Raw genomic sequence first — 14,139 nt, 5'->3', positions numbered from 1 at the left:
CTCACTTTCCGCCCTCCATCGCAAACGTATCTACCCGCAGACGTTTACCGTCAGCAGCTACGGTGACTCTGGCCGGAACGGCGTCAAGCTTAAACTTGCGGCTTAACGTGCCGTTCTGATCAAAGTAAACCTGAGCGTCAAGGCTTTCCCCGCTGGTTTTAATGTTGCCGTTCACCAGGACAATTTTACTGATCACCGTGTCCGGCTTCTGCTGTTTCATCCAGTCAATCTGACGTTTATCGTCGCCGTCGATGAAGTAAAGGGTTTCCCGGAATGGCACATGCTCCAGTGGATTGATTTTGTCCCCTTTATGCGCGAAAACCACGCCCTTACCATCAGCAATGTCTTTATCAACGGTAAACGTCGGGTCGATATAGTGGGTTTCGCTTTTATCGGCTAAACGAAGCCCCGTTACCGGAGGTGGCCTGAGAATATGCGCTTTTACGCGCTCCTGGACGGCTTTCTGTTCACGGGCAAGTGAACCATCTGCCTCCATCGATTTAAGCCGCTGCTGAATGAACGTCAGCATATCCTGTTCCTGAATGGGATAGAGGTCGCCCCATGTTCCCAGGTCTTTAGCACCGGCGCTGCATGCTATCGCCAGTATCAGAAGAAGTGACTTTTTCATCATTGCCCTGCCTGCATTTTCCGGGCCACGTCCTGCTGAACATCGCGGGTGATATCTCTGGCCCCACTGACCACAGCAGGCGTGACCAGAATCAGTGCGCGGTGTGATGCCTGCCAGTCCTCGATGCTGCGGTTAAGGTTTGAGGTAAAGCGTTCGGTCAGGGCGCGGCTGGTCACTTCATCAAGATTTTTACGGGAAGACTGATCCATAAACCGGTCTATCGTCCCTTTCATATCGAACGTCACCACGTCAGGCGTTCGCCACTCAACCATCAGCGCCGAAATACCGGCATTCACTGCAATCAGCGCCCCGGCCAGCAAAAGAAGACGGACCCGGTGGCGTAACCGGCGTCTGGCCGGGGCCACAATACCGCGGCGGATATCATTACTGCTCAGAGTTCCCATGCTTCAAGCTCCTCCATTTCGTCCGGATAGTTGAGTTTTGCCAGTTCATATACCGCATCGTGGATATCCCATCCCTGCGCCCGTTTTTCCTGGATAAACTCAAAATCGCCACCACGGGAAGAAAACATGGCACGGCTCAGGGGATCAACGAACAGACGATGGAAGGAACTGACAGCCCCGATACGCAGCATAAATGACGAAAACCACTGATCTTTCGCATCCCCGAAACGCTCGATAATCTGGCGCTCATAGTCGCTGAACTGGCTGGGGTTACGTTCACAGTAAGTCTTGAACTCAGTGGTATCCTGTTTAGCAACCACCTTGAAAGCAGAGTTACCCCAGGCAGCTTTTGCGGCTGAAGATGCATCGGGTGAATCAAAGTCTTTAATGTTCTGTGTGATGGTGATAAAGGAGCCGTTATGGCGACGAACAGTGCGATAGCCTGTTTCAATAAACGAGCCAACCTTCTGATTTTTAAAATTAAGCAGTTTCCAGCCTTCATCGATAGCGCAACACTTTTTCAGGTTACGCGGCGAACGATACATTTTGTCTTCGATATAGATGATGAGCGAAAACATCACCGCAACGAGCAGTGCTGGCCTTTCCTGCAGGCTCCCCATCTCAAGGACAATCATCCGGGCATCTTCCTGAAGCGAGGGCTTATCACTGTTGAAGTAATCGGCATAAATACCGCCCGCGCAGTATTTTCCCAGCAGTTTGATAATTTCATCAAAGCGGCGGGCGATACTGTCTGCCCCGTCCTTTCTTGCCTGAAGCACAGCCCCTTTCAGGAACGTCACCACATCATCAATATGTGCCGCATTCCCCTTTGTCTCCCAGGCATACATCACGCCTTCGAGCAGCAGATCTTCGTGGATTTCATCGAGGTTTCCGTCCGGGCTTGCCAGCACAGACAACTGATCGCGGATACGCTCACCGGAGCGGGTAATATCCGTGACGTTAGCGAAGGGGTTAAACGACAGTGACGAGGCATCAATGTAAGTCCCGCCCATGTTCTCACAGAACGACTTATAGCCATCGCCCATATCGAACACCCAGACCAGACCGCCGCTGTCCAGTACGCTGCGTAAGATAGGCTGCACCAGACCGGTTTTACCCGCTCCCGATGTGCCGGTAACGCCCATGTTGTAGTTGGTATTCCCCATGCCTTCACCAAAGATATCCAGAAAGGCAAGCTGATTGCGGTAGCTCGGTGCCAGAAGTCCCTTCTGGCACAGGCGGTTGTCAGCAATCACCGGCATAAGGTTAACAGCCTGAATACTTTCACACCGGTTAGTGGCACCGGAAACCTTCAGATCGCTCCATAGCCCCTCGTGAGCCATAAATGGCAACATCGACATCCAGTTACGGTGCTGCATATATTGCGGGGCACAAAGTTCAAGTCCGTTTTTCTTAAAGGTGTTAATCACCTTTTGCTCGCAGGTCAGCGCTTCACTGTCATCATCACGGCAAAAAACCGTAATATTGAAGTAATGCCTGACCAGGCAGCTTTCATTTGACAGAAGACGGCTGCGAACTGATTCCCATTCGTTGCGCTGGTTGATCAGATTCGGCAGAAGTTTTGCCAGCGAACCTTTGGATTTGCTGTCCAGATCGAGAAACTTACGGTTAGCCTCCCCCTGTGCCGCAACCTGATCTTCCGCTTCAACGGTAAATGTGAGTACAAAGGGAAAAGGTATGCTCAAATCCGGATTCAGCAGATTGCTGATATTGTCCCCCCCCTGCCACAGCAGGAACATATCGGGGTTGTCATCAAGCATAAAATTCATGACGCGGGACGTTTTTACGCTACCCGCTTTTTCCGGCAATGTAACGATCAGTTTTTCAGGGTAAACATCAAAATCAATACCGTTCTCAACGCACTGGAAATGGAGGTCATCATATTCATTAACCTTCACTTCCGGGCGGAAAAGCTGATCGCAGCGAAAGTTCACCAGACCACTGACAAGACTGACCAGCCCTTCCCGGTTAACAATTTCGGTATACAGTTTCGCGGAATCGAGCGTCGCCCGGACAACTTTCATCAGGTGAGAAAGGCTGGTCATGGTGGAAGACCGGTTACTTTTCTTTTTTACCGCACAGGCAATATACAGAGAGTAACTACGCAGGGTCAGTGGCAGCCCGGTTGGCGTGCGAAAGCTTTTACGGGCGGCCTGCTGATAATAGGCACGGGTAACAGCATTAAATTTATCAGCCTGTTTTCCCTGCCAGGCAAAATCCGACAGACCATAATCCAGTTCTTCACCGATGACCTGACTGGAGACAAGGTGAAAGCTGACGGGCGTTTTACGGGGTAGTTTACTTTTAACCAGATCATTCAGCACATCCACAATATGCTTATTAGCCCCGATAAGCGGCACAGCCTTCAGTAAAAATCCTGCCGTATTTTTATTGATAAACAGTCCTGTTTCATCATCAAATTCCCGGTAGGGAAGCAGGTTTGATAGCTGAGGGTAGGTCAGATTTCCCAGAGAACGGTTGGCATCAGAAACGCCACCAGGCGATTTAATCGCATTCTGAATCCGGGAAATAGTCTGAGTGAAAATATCTAAATTACTCACTGGTGCCATTCTCCTGGTTTAACGACAAATGACAGCAGCCCTGGCTCATGGAAGTTATCCTGACCATCAACCCAGGGCGCGACCCATACTTTCGCTGTCGCTTCTGGTGTTCTCACAGGAGGGCGAAGAAACGATGCCCCCTGCACCGAACGGGTAAGAGGAACACCCGCACCGGCAGGTTTAGCCAGGGCGGGCAACGACGCCGCACCCGGCTTTACTGCTGCCGCCTTAGCCTTCTGACGGGCCATATTGTTCGCAGCATCAATGGTCATACAACTGTCACTGGAGGTGGCATTACATTCGAAATCCGATTTAGCACCGGCACAACCTGCAAGCAATACAACACCTGCCAGCAAGGGCATAATGAGTTTATTCATAGTTTATATACCGACGATAATGTAAAGAAATGGAGAAAGGTGGCTATAACGATCGGCACTTACTGAAGTAAAAAGCAGCTTTTCTGCCACACATATATATCAGCAAAGGAACCGGAAGTAATATACAGGCACCTTCTTTATGCTCATTAATCACATAACCAATAAGCAGACCTGAAGCGATACACAAAACACATGTCAATGTCAGGATTAATTTTCTTACCATCAATTCACCACTCCTACCGAACTGGCGAATACTGACACCTGATAAGGCGTAAACCCATATACGCTTTTCAGATAAAAATCGTACTCTCCCAGCCTCATATCCGAGATAACCTTATCATCGGCATAAAAATGTATATCCATCTTCCTCCCTGTTTTCACCACATGCATCAGATTATCCAGAGGGTTTTTATTCCCGGCATCAGCAATGTGCTCACAACAATCCATTAGTTTATGCAGATCATTTACAACAATGCCTCTTGATGACATATCCATAATAAAATCTTTGACAGAATTTATGACATCGCCCGTATTAGCCATTGTATTATTCATGCATTCTTTATTCGCCATGATGTTCATCTCCGGACTTCAAGATAATCCCGACGTTGCAGTTTTTACGCAAAGTTTCAGCGAAGGGTTCACTGTCTTCACTGCCATACCGTTGCTGTAGCTGAACAACATCAGACTGCGACAGGAGAACATGCATTATCTGGCTTTGCAGGCAGGTTTTACCCCGGCCTGGTTCACCTGTAACCATTACGTTACCTGCCCCTGTTTTATCTGTTTCATCACTCACTTTTAATATCCTCACCCATGTACGGATAAACAATCACAGTGAACTGGTTCAATGATTGCGTTCACTACACTTGATATATCAACCCCCATAACTAAAAGCAGAAGTGCATTAACAATCAGAACAATAACCATTAAGACCACGACAGCACCTCCGTATCTGAACATAGCCTTCAGTACTTTATTTATCATTGCCATTTATTTATTAACCCCACCAGGGATAGCCAACGGTCCGTTGATACCTTCCGCAGAAACAATATCGCCAAGTTTAAACTTTTTAATATCGTTGATTGTATTTTGCGTTTCGTGACCTACCGCGCTGGCTGTTTTTTCCAGTGCTGACTCTGATTTTTTCTGTTTCGCTTTTAACGCCTCCGCAATAGTCTGTATCTGGAATCCATCGTTAAATACCAGTGTGACCTCATTACCCGCACCAATGGGAATGACCGGATGATATTGTTCAGCGCGTTTAATATAATATTCAGAGAGCGTTTTGGCCGCCTCACTGGTGCCTCCACCTATGCCGCTTTTCATGATGTCCCCGGCCCCCGGAGAAGCCGTCGCTCCCACACCCACGGTGGTTGACCCGGCACTTTCAATACCTTTGCCAATCCCGCTGAGGAAACCAGCCCCCCAGGCAAAGCCAAGCACCTTACCGTTACGCATGACCACTTCGCCCTTGATGCCGTTTTTCCCCATAAAGGAAACATGTCCTTTAATTTCCTGGTCAATAACGTCTTTCCCGATATTACAACTGAGTTTTCGCGTCCTGACCTCCGCACGTTCACTGGATACATCCCCGTAAGCCTCCAGCGTGACGAAGCAGCCGGTAAGATCGAACTCGCGGTCATTAGGCATCTGTACTTTACCTGTTAACCGTAACTGCATCGGAGACGTGTTCTGTGAGCCGGTAACGGCCGCATTGGCATCAGCCCCTTCTATCACGACTGATTCGGCATAACTTCCGGAAGGGATATAGGGGAAGTGAAAGGCAGGCTCCTGAACGGCCTGACTGAACGTCTGCCTGCGAAGACCATTCTCACGCGGCATGACCATTATCTGCCCCGGAGGGGCGTAGCCCATCCCATCGTACCGGGAATTATTTTGCCCCCCCTGCGCAGGGGGGGAAGCATTATCACCAGCATCAGCTTTACCTGCGTTACCCGCGCCAGCATTACCCTGACTGCTCTCCCCTTTATTGCTGGTCATTGCCTGGACAAGACCAGAATTGGTTTGTTGCAGGTCAGTAAGCTGTTTTTGCAGACTGACGTTGTTATCCGATAACGCCTTGATTTCCCGCTCCATTGATTTAAATTTTTCGTTTACCTCTTTGCCGACACGCTGCGCTTCCGTTATGGCATTCTGCTGAACTTTGTCATCGAAAGTGGCATTAACCACTCCCGTCATATCCGGGGCGGGTTCACCCGGAGGCGGGGATGAAACCTGTCTTTTGGCCGCAGTGAGATACCACGCCCCCCCACCGCCGCAAAGTCCCAGCACAACCACGGCCACCACTATCGCTATCTGCTTCTTTTTGGCCTGAATATTGACGTTTTTCACTGGCTTACCTCCAGGTCACGGATCAGATAAAGCGAAACCGTTGCTCCGGCAGGTAATACAGCAGAACGGGGCCAGAACATGACTGACCGGACACCATGTCCCACATAGTCATGTTCATTAAGCGTGAGTCCCCAGGTATTCGGGTTAGTCAGGCGGTATTTCTCAATCCGAAGATTACCGCCATCCCATACCTGAAGGCGTTTTGCACTGACCGGCGCTGCCAGACGAGTATCACGCTCCTGATTATCAACCAGTGAATAACCATCAGGCATGGCCCCGGTAAGTACACCTTTGTTGAGGGCAAGCAGAAGGGATTCATAGGGAGTCTCTTTTTCCCAGGCTTTAGCTGACGGATGAACCACAGGGCTGAGTGGTGAAATACGGTATACTCTGCCCTGTCCTTTAACCGGCGTGGCCCTGACAGAAAATACCTGGCCGGATTCCGTCTCAACGACGAAGGTAAAAGGTTTATCCGTTGCAACGCTGAACATCACCGCACCGTTTCCGGTTTTCTCCGGATCTGGCACATCACTTTCCTTACTGGTTAAGGCAGTGACCCTGTCCCCCTGAACCATCAATACGTTAGCGCTGTCCCTGCTGACAGACACGGTGAAAGTGCTGCCGTTCTCACCGCGAAGCTCTGCCGGGCCGGTGCTGGCAAATACAGTATTCACGGCCATCAGGCACAACAGGCCGGGCATCAGGATAACGCTATTTCGTTTTCGCATCGTCCACCTCCACAAATTTCTCAATGCTGGTAACACCGGCCCGATAGCTGAGTTGCAGTCTGTAATGTTTGATCTCCTCCAGTGGCTTGCTGTTACCTATCCATGTTTTCAGCACACCACGAATATCAACAATGCTAGCCGACGGATAAACTTTGATAGCGGTCTGATAAAACGCAGATGTGACCGCATTTTCCTTAATCCGTTTAGCTTCAGCGGCCAGCACTGGCGCAAATTTTTCGCGGGATTCGGCGCGAACATAGGACAAAAGGAAACCGTGATTCATATCAACCGTTTCAGGAGAGACATTCAGTCGCAGTGAGAGAAATGAAAGCGCCATCATCTGAAGATAAGGCGCACTCGCCTCACTCTCCGACACGACGAACGGCGCATCAAATGCCATCGGTACGACAATTTTTTCACGTTTGTTAACCAGCGCCCGGTTTGTTATCTCCAGATAAATATTGCTGGTAAGTGAAAGCGCAAGGAAAAACAACAATCCGACAATAATGTAGCCAACGACCTTATTACCGGAAATTTGAGCCTTAACGGACATAATTACCGCCTGTTATTTTATCCATTTCCGAAAACTGGAATCAGGTATGACTTTATAAACGACGCGGAACAGCTCTGTTGGTAAATACCAGTAGAGCATATTATAAAGCCACATGCTCCCCCGCCCTCTTTTCAGCCAGCGAATAAACAGCCACATGGTGATGCCATAAATCAGCCCACCTAATGCATGTTTGTAGTAGATTGAAACGAGAAACGGGGGAACAGTTGGAATAAACTCATCCAGTGGCATGCCGATTATTCGCAACTGATCCCCTAGAGTTTTCGGGAAACGATACTTTTTCAGTTCATCTCCCGATTCCATCATAACCTTCCTTTATCCGATGATGGCGAACGCCACGTTAATAAAAACGGAAAGAACGATAATGCCACCCAGGATCTTGAAGTTTTTGGTTGCAACATAACCCAGGATAGCCATCACCACCTCACCAATCAAAAGCCACGTCATCAGGGATGAATCTTTACCGAAAGTGGCTTTGACTGTGGTATCACCCACCTTGAGAAGGTCATCATCAGCCCAGCAACCATGCATCATTGCAAGGAACAATGCAGAGGCCAGTGCAAACAAAACCATCAGATGCATCATCCTCTTACGGGACAGGTTGTTGTTAAGAAAAGATACAGGACTGCTTTTATTTACAGAAACTTCCATTATTGATTTCCTTTCGTTGTGATAAAAACAAGGTTGTTACAGAAAGCAGAATGCTTCCTGTAAAAACATCGTCTTAAATAATCAGGGGAAGTTTTTTCTTCCCCGAAAAGAAAGTTCTCTCGCGGAGAGTTTAATTTTTGAGGCTGCGGGAAAGTAATCGACAATTCTTCTCTGATATTTCGACTTCGTGGAGTAATGATACAAGTTGGGTAACTGGTGTCTTTTTATTATGCCACGCCCGGCGATAGGCTATTTTCATCGCAGCCAGTTTAATCATAGCTTCCCGTAATTGGCTGGTTTGCGGAGACATAATCACCTCTCTTAAGTTCTTATCCCTTTTCGTTACGTATAGATAGATCTTCCAAAATTGATACTCTTGCTGAATCACTAAAATTATCAATCAAATACTGAACGAGAGTACTACTGCGCACCGTGTATCCCGCTTCAAAACTTATCTCACGAGCAATTTTATCCATTAATTGATATCGGGCATTGCCAATGTAAACCATAGCAGTAGAAGGTGGCTTACCTATTTTTTTCATAATTGAATAACCCTAAAATGTTAATATTTCACTCTCTTAGAAATGATAGTAGCTTTGTGAATTCAGCCATTCTTTCATCTGAAGACCTAAGCTTAACGATATCCTGTATCTTGAGAATTAATGCAGGATGCACATTTATACAATCTACTGACCCATCATCGTTATTTAAAGCTTTAGCTTTAGCGCACTCGATTGCTGAAATTACATCTGGAGAGACGACACAAGGTTCAGAACCGAATCGCACAAAGCCGATTGCGCCAGGCACTTGACAGATAGTAGTGGTATGTAACTGGTTTATATCGAAAGAAAGGAAAAGATAGTTATTAAAAAGAGGTTTTTCTTTAAGCCTGACCGAGTGGCAGTCCGTCCGTAGTTGAACTTTAACCATTGTTGGTTGGTATACCTCGACACCAAGCTCATTCAATCGTCTGATAGTATTTTTAAATCCAGATTTACAATACAGCAAGTACCAGCATTTCACGGCTCCTCCTGCTAAAGACAAAATCTCGCCCATTTTTCGCCGTCTATGAACGGAGAAAAATTGAAGAAAGGATCAGGTTTAGTGTAGATTATACTATAACACACAAATGTGTTTTTTCAACAAAAAAACACATTATTGGTGGAGCAAGCGTCCTCAGATGTCCAAGAACAATAACTTCTCTAGTAAAATCATTGAATTATCCAGTAAAATCCTGCCCAACATTAAGAATAAAGAGGTCAGGATTGCCAGCTTGACGGATGAAAAACCCGGAACTATCAAAAACTGGCTCTTCAAAAACGCGCTTCCGCCTGAGAAAAAAAAGCTAAAAGTTGCAGATCGCATGGGGGTATCAAAAGAGTACCTATATAGTGAAGGCTCCATTCCTGAACCACCTATGGCGATTTACGACCCAGAAATTAATGCATTCATTATCCCTGTGATTTCTGAGGAGAATTTATATAACATAGCGTTCAGAAAGACCCCCACTCTCGTTATCGAAAGATATATATTGAGCATAAAAGCTTCTGTAAAAGACAAAATCAAATTAGTAGAGACAACGTATTGTTTTGAAGTAAAAGACCTAACGTTTCCCCCGTTCATTTTTGAAGGGGACGTAATTGTATTCAACCAAAATTTCTGCGGAGTCAATGACTTTAGTTTATTCATAAACCAAAAGAAAATTGAGATAGTGAGGATTGGAAATGCCGGGAATGCATATATAAATAAGGATGGAATGGATATGGAGGCAGGAAATAACACATTAATACTGCCTATAATTTTAATTATTAATGATGGAGTCAAGCGATGATAAAACGGATGTTTAAGATTCTTGATAAACTCTTTGGAGAAACTATCAAATCTGAAGCTGATAGAATATACCTTCCAATATTCTTCACGATAACCCTATGCATGACAACGGTGTTCTTCTTTGATCATGTCACTTTCGATTTGATTGGGAGACCATTGCATTTTTCAGTAGGATTAATTGTTTTCCCACTAACTTTTACGCTATCTAATATCATTCAAGACCGGCATGGTCGATTATTTACAAATACAGTTATCAGATATGCTTTTATTGCCGATTGTATCTTTGTTTTCTGCGGATACGCACTCACATACATAGGTAATAGAGAAGATTACTTTTCTGTTTTCAGTGAAATACCCGTGATAATGGTATCTACATTTTTCTTTGTATGGTTGAGCAACACAATTAACATAGTAACATTTTCAATTTTACAGAAGAAAAAGGTAAACGATTTCGCTAAGTATTCTATCGCCGCTATCTTTGCTGAGAGTAGTGTTAGCATGATATCAATACCACTGATGATGTATAAAAACAACCTATCAGGAGGTGCATTATTATCAGTGGCACTTGTTGTTTTTTATAAGTTAGTTGTAACTTTATTACTTTCTTTCATTGTCTCACTTCAAAGTTACTTGAGAAACCACCATCTATAACTAGATCGAAACCGGTAATGAAGTTATTTTTTAACAGCATATCAACCGCAAGAAAAACATCCTCAACTGAGCCACAATTTCCGGTAAGATAGGTACTACTATAATCAGGAAGATCTCCATCATATTTTTTTCTAATTAAAGGGGTATCGATTGTGGCTGGAGAAACTGAGTTTATTAAAACCCCAGGAGAGTTTTCAACAGCAGCTACCTTTGTAAGGTTAACAATGGAAGCTTTTGCGGCACTGTATGCTAACATATTTTTACAACCAAACATTGCTGTAAAACTAGCGATGTTGACAATTTTGCACGGCGCATCACTTTTCATTTCATTCATCATTTTTATTTCTTCTCTTAAAGATAGAAATGTTGGAATAAATATTTTTTCCCATGAATCAATCAAATCATCTTTTCCGAGGTTAACGATTTTATCTCTTACTCCTGAAACACCAGCACAATTTACAGCAAACGTATAGCCACTCAAATGTCTAAATGTTCTAGTTACAGAGACTTCATCTGATAAATCACAAATTATTTGTTCTATTTCACAATTTAATTTATCTGAAATATTTTTATCAATCCCGGTTACGGAGAACCCTAAATCATGAAATCTATTAGCCAGATGATATCCTATCCCGCTCGCATGTCCTGTAACAATAATTTTTCGTCTCACATCAAATCCTTATTTTCTAGACTAACAATAGTCAGGTTGGAATGTTACGATGAAAACATATTTATTCATGTCACAACTACCCCTTTCTTTAGAGTACACAATACATCTTGCTTTGAACCCCAAAGAATACATATATCCACTATAGATCAAATATATTATAACCTTCAAAAATCACAACAGGACTTGATCTATGTCATCCATTTCTTATGGAAAAGAAGAACGATCAAAAGAGAAAAGCTAATTTCTGACGGTAATATTACTCTTTTATATTCAAATAAGGATTACATTTCATTTAACATTTCTAAATTTTCAGAATGCATATCAAAAGATATGACTCATGAAATCATAAACATAATAATTGGAAAACTTGTTGCAAATCCATAATAATGACACCTCCCATATCTTAGCAGAAAGTTATATTACTTACTTGGCTTCATTATTTAATAGTGAAGCCAAATCATTATCAACCTTCTCTCTAATTTGTAATTTAACATTATCATAATTGAAAGATTCAACCCCCTTAACTTCATTAATATTACCAACCATTTGAAGAAGTATAGTTGAAGCATAAGATGTTTTTAATATATTCTCCAGCAACACTTTATTGAATACGGTAGAATCTGTTAAAACATCACAATTTTCCGTACTTTCAATTTCTTCTTGCTCCTTTTTCTGCTGAAATTCATAAACTCGCAACCCTATATCCAGTAACATTGCAGAAACGGAGGATACGTTAGCTTCGGTTCTGTCAGCACCATCTTCCTTTTTTGCATCAACTATAGCCTGTATTCTTTTATAATTATTCTGAGTTATGTAAACCTGCGCTCTTGGCATTTCGACCACCTTATCCATAGTTGAGTTAGAGTCTGGTTTTATTTTAAACAACGCATAGGCCAGTTGAATAAGACTCTTACAGGAGTCTAACCAGAACTTTACTAGAGTTCAATAGGACTATCACAATATAAAACCAAACTCCTAAAGGAGTCTCATAAGGGGAGTAAAGATATAAAGTCATGATTTATATATAATAGTTTTATAAGACTCTAAAAGAGACTCCTAAGGGACTATACATAGACTCTTATGAGAGTCCTATTTTATGGAAGATTTTCAGATAAAACAGACACCACACATACTAACTATTTGTTTAATAAGCAACTTGCAGGATTTTTAAATCCTGCGTCAGGTGTGGTGATTACTGGAAAAGAAGCAGGCTAGATCTATCATCAGCACATTCCTGTTCACTACCTGCCCGGTAATTCCGTTTCTAACATTTGACGGGGGAATTAAATTCGAGGGGAAAGGACAAAGAAAAAGCGGGGAAAATCCCCGCTTTATTTAGATATCATAACCCTTTAAGTAATCCAACCACCAACGTAGCTCATCCCATTCTGTGGCCTTTAATGCCGGTATCTTTACTTCCCATCCCTTTACAAGGGAATCAGCAATAGCTATTATCTGCTGCATTGACATTTGAACGTCCTCTATATGTTTAGTGTCATAGGTATCAGGCTGTTCCAGCAACCTGATACCTCTCCAATCAAATCTTTTTTCCCTCTCCGGTTAATGCTGATATTATTTCATATTTGGCCTGCTCCTGCTCTGCCGGACAATATGCAAAATCAAACCAATTTTTCACATTACTGATAACCTGCTCGTTATTGCAACCACAGCTTTCAAACCAGAATTTCACATTGCGTTTCAGGGAAGCCACTGCGCTAAATTCTCTTTCCATTATTCTTCCGTTCTCTCCGATAGATGGAGGGGAATCCCCCTCCCTTTAGTTTCAATAATAAGAAGTAAAGCGGTGTTTTTTGCCTGGTGCTATTTTATAAGCAGTTTCAAAATCTTCTATTTTAATGGCGAGTACGTCTAAGCAGACTTTAACCTGACGCTTTAGACATTCACCAATGAAATCATCAAGAACAGGGATCTTATACCCATCCATTGAGCCGGAAAGATGAGTAGCAGCACGAATTTCCCGCACAGTGACGGTTTTCTTACCGTGAGTAGAAACTACCTGATAGAAGTTAACGTTGGTTTGCTCATAACCCCATGATGATGCAAATACATCGCTAATTGAAACATTGCCATTTTTAAAAACTAATACATTCATTTAAATCTCCCGCCCGTTTGGGCTACTGGATAAGACCGGGAACCATTCCCGACCAACAGATTCATTACACCATCAAATGATGGTATAACAATATAATTTATCCCCGCTTAATTAATTTATAATCAGGATGTTCATCAGCAAGCAACAATAACAATTCGTAAGTCCCAGCAGCCAAACCTCTTGACGTTTTCCCAGATGTTTCTTTAGCTTGCCAAGCTGATAACGTAAAACCAAACCGTTCTGCGGCCTCCTGTTGCGTAAAGCCAGCCTTGATACGAGCTTGTTTCACCTCTTCAGGTGTAGGTTTAAAAATCATGATTTTGTACCTTCAAAATAGTATCTGTATAGAATTCCAATAAAATTGGGTCTTCAATTTCATCTTTAACGTCACTGAATTCTTCATGATAAAAATATTTCTTAAAAACAACCTTTTTAGTTGTTTTTTTATCGGCCTCTTTTGAGCGTACCTTCATCAGTTTTTCAAGTTCAATAAACAAACGTGTTGCATCTTCAGACACAACAATCCTGTATGTTACATTACCTTTGTTTTTTCTGACGCTCAGGACTTCATTCATTTTTTTT

At 43.7% G+C, this 14,139-nt stretch carries 22 protein-coding genes; 2 read left to right on the top strand and 20 right to left on the bottom strand.

The window, feature by feature from the left end:
• Position 1: 1 nt before the first annotated feature.
• From traW to ACWKXN_RS21445, 13 genes are all read right to left on the bottom strand, one after another.
• A complete protein-coding gene (gene traW, locus ACWKXN_RS21505; protein ID WP_454544345.1) occupies positions 2–628 on the bottom strand; it encodes a type-F conjugative transfer system protein TraW in 627 nt (208 codons plus the stop codon).
• Complete coding sequence (gene trbI / locus ACWKXN_RS21500; protein WP_454544328.1) at positions 628–1,032, bottom strand: type-F conjugative transfer system protein TrbI; 405 nt, start codon at positions 1,030–1,032, stop codon at positions 628–630. Before trbI ends, traW begins: the two co-directional genes overlap by 1 nt.
• Positions 1,020–3,623 (bottom strand): type IV secretion system protein TraC, encoded by a 2,604-nt coding sequence (traC, locus tag ACWKXN_RS21495; protein WP_454544327.1) that lies wholly within the window; start codon positions 3,621–3,623, stop codon positions 1,020–1,022. The genes trbI and traC overlap by 13 nt, the downstream gene beginning before the upstream one ends.
• Complete coding sequence (locus tag ACWKXN_RS21490; RefSeq protein WP_454544326.1) at positions 3,611–3,991, bottom strand: TraV family lipoprotein; 381 nt, start codon at positions 3,989–3,991, stop codon at positions 3,611–3,613. Before ACWKXN_RS21490 ends, traC begins: the two co-directional genes overlap by 13 nt.
• 222 nt (positions 3,992–4,213) lie before the next feature.
• Positions 4,214–4,561 (bottom strand): hypothetical protein, encoded by a 348-nt coding sequence (locus ACWKXN_RS21485; RefSeq protein WP_454544325.1) that lies wholly within the window; start codon positions 4,559–4,561, stop codon positions 4,214–4,216.
• On the bottom strand, positions 4,551–4,787 hold the full coding sequence (locus ACWKXN_RS21480; RefSeq protein ID WP_454544324.1) for a hypothetical protein: 237 nt from the start codon (positions 4,785–4,787) through the stop codon (positions 4,551–4,553). Before ACWKXN_RS21480 ends, ACWKXN_RS21485 begins: the two co-directional genes overlap by 11 nt.
• A 194-nt stretch (positions 4,788–4,981) precedes the next feature.
• Entirely contained in the window at positions 4,982–6,343 is a 1,362-nt protein-coding gene (traB, locus tag ACWKXN_RS21475; protein WP_454544323.1) for an F-type conjugal transfer pilus assembly protein TraB, read from the bottom strand.
• On the bottom strand, positions 6,340–7,071 hold the full coding sequence (locus tag ACWKXN_RS21470) for a TraK domain-containing protein (RefSeq protein WP_454544322.1): 732 nt from the start codon (positions 7,069–7,071) through the stop codon (positions 6,340–6,342). Before ACWKXN_RS21470 ends, traB begins: the two co-directional genes overlap by 4 nt.
• Positions 7,055–7,624 (bottom strand): type IV conjugative transfer system protein TraE, encoded by a 570-nt coding sequence (gene traE, locus ACWKXN_RS21465; RefSeq protein WP_454544321.1) that lies wholly within the window; start codon positions 7,622–7,624, stop codon positions 7,055–7,057. The genes ACWKXN_RS21470 and traE overlap by 17 nt, the downstream gene beginning before the upstream one ends.
• Before the next feature lie 12 nt (positions 7,625–7,636).
• The gene (traL, locus tag ACWKXN_RS21460; RefSeq protein ID WP_454544344.1) at positions 7,637–7,945 is read right to left on the bottom strand and encodes a type IV conjugative transfer system protein TraL; all 309 of its coding nucleotides are present in this window, start codon (positions 7,943–7,945) and stop codon (positions 7,637–7,639) included.
• Between the two features lie 12 nt (positions 7,946–7,957).
• The gene (locus ACWKXN_RS21455; protein WP_454544320.1) at positions 7,958–8,293 is read right to left on the bottom strand and encodes a type IV conjugative transfer system pilin TraA; all 336 of its coding nucleotides are present in this window, start codon (positions 8,291–8,293) and stop codon (positions 7,958–7,960) included.
• 329 nt (positions 8,294–8,622) lie between these two features.
• Positions 8,623–8,835, bottom strand: coding sequence for a hypothetical protein (locus ACWKXN_RS21450; protein WP_261643176.1), 213 nt, complete (start codon positions 8,833–8,835; stop codon positions 8,623–8,625).
• 28 nt (positions 8,836–8,863) lie between these two features.
• On the bottom strand, positions 8,864–9,349 hold the full coding sequence (locus ACWKXN_RS21445; RefSeq protein ID WP_454544319.1) for a transcription termination/antitermination NusG family protein: 486 nt from the start codon (positions 9,347–9,349) through the stop codon (positions 8,864–8,866).
• Positions 9,350–9,473: 124 nt separating this feature from the next.
• Here ACWKXN_RS21445 and ACWKXN_RS21440 point away from each other — a divergent pair, with 124 nt between their 5' ends.
• On the top strand, positions 9,474–10,124 hold the full coding sequence (locus ACWKXN_RS21440; protein ID WP_454544318.1) for a hypothetical protein: 651 nt from the start codon (positions 9,474–9,476) through the stop codon (positions 10,122–10,124).
• Positions 10,121–10,774 (top strand): VUT family protein, encoded by a 654-nt coding sequence (locus ACWKXN_RS21435; protein ID WP_454544317.1) that lies wholly within the window; start codon positions 10,121–10,123, stop codon positions 10,772–10,774. The genes ACWKXN_RS21440 and ACWKXN_RS21435 overlap by 4 nt, the downstream gene beginning before the upstream one ends.
• On the opposite strand, the gene ACWKXN_RS21430 is transcribed toward ACWKXN_RS21435, so the two are convergent.
• From ACWKXN_RS21430 to ACWKXN_RS21400, 7 genes are all read right to left on the bottom strand, one after another.
• On the bottom strand, positions 10,731–11,444 hold the full coding sequence (locus ACWKXN_RS21430) for an SDR family NAD(P)-dependent oxidoreductase (RefSeq protein WP_454544316.1): 714 nt from the start codon (positions 11,442–11,444) through the stop codon (positions 10,731–10,733). The two genes, ACWKXN_RS21435 and ACWKXN_RS21430, sit on opposite strands and share 44 nt — an antisense overlap.
• Positions 11,445–11,867: 423 nt before the next feature.
• Positions 11,868–12,278 (bottom strand): relaxosome protein TraM, encoded by a 411-nt coding sequence (locus ACWKXN_RS21425; RefSeq protein ID WP_454544315.1) that lies wholly within the window; start codon positions 12,276–12,278, stop codon positions 11,868–11,870.
• A gap of 501 nt (positions 12,279–12,779) precedes the next feature.
• A complete protein-coding gene (locus ACWKXN_RS21420) occupies positions 12,780–12,914 on the bottom strand; it encodes a hypothetical protein (RefSeq protein ID WP_257789149.1) in 135 nt (44 codons plus the stop codon).
• A gap of 67 nt (positions 12,915–12,981) precedes the next feature.
• On the bottom strand, positions 12,982–13,176 hold the full coding sequence (locus ACWKXN_RS21415) for a hypothetical protein (protein WP_454544314.1): 195 nt from the start codon (positions 13,174–13,176) through the stop codon (positions 12,982–12,984).
• A 51-nt stretch (positions 13,177–13,227) separates the two neighbouring features.
• Entirely contained in the window at positions 13,228–13,557 is a 330-nt protein-coding gene (locus ACWKXN_RS21410; protein WP_454544313.1) for a hypothetical protein, read from the bottom strand.
• Positions 13,558–13,654: 97 nt separating this feature from the next.
• Positions 13,655–13,873, bottom strand: coding sequence for a hypothetical protein (locus tag ACWKXN_RS21405; RefSeq protein WP_454544312.1), 219 nt, complete (start codon positions 13,871–13,873; stop codon positions 13,655–13,657).
• Positions 13,863–14,139 (bottom strand): hypothetical protein (locus ACWKXN_RS21400; protein ID WP_454544311.1); only part of this gene is annotated, 277 nt, incomplete at its 5' end. The genes ACWKXN_RS21400 and ACWKXN_RS21405, both read right to left, overlap by 11 nt.

The sequence above is a fragment of the Enterobacter sp. UPMP2060 genome (assembly GCF_053709655.1).
The sequence above is the reverse complement of the archived record's forward strand: the minus strand, read 5'-3'. Positions and strand labels throughout refer to the sequence as shown.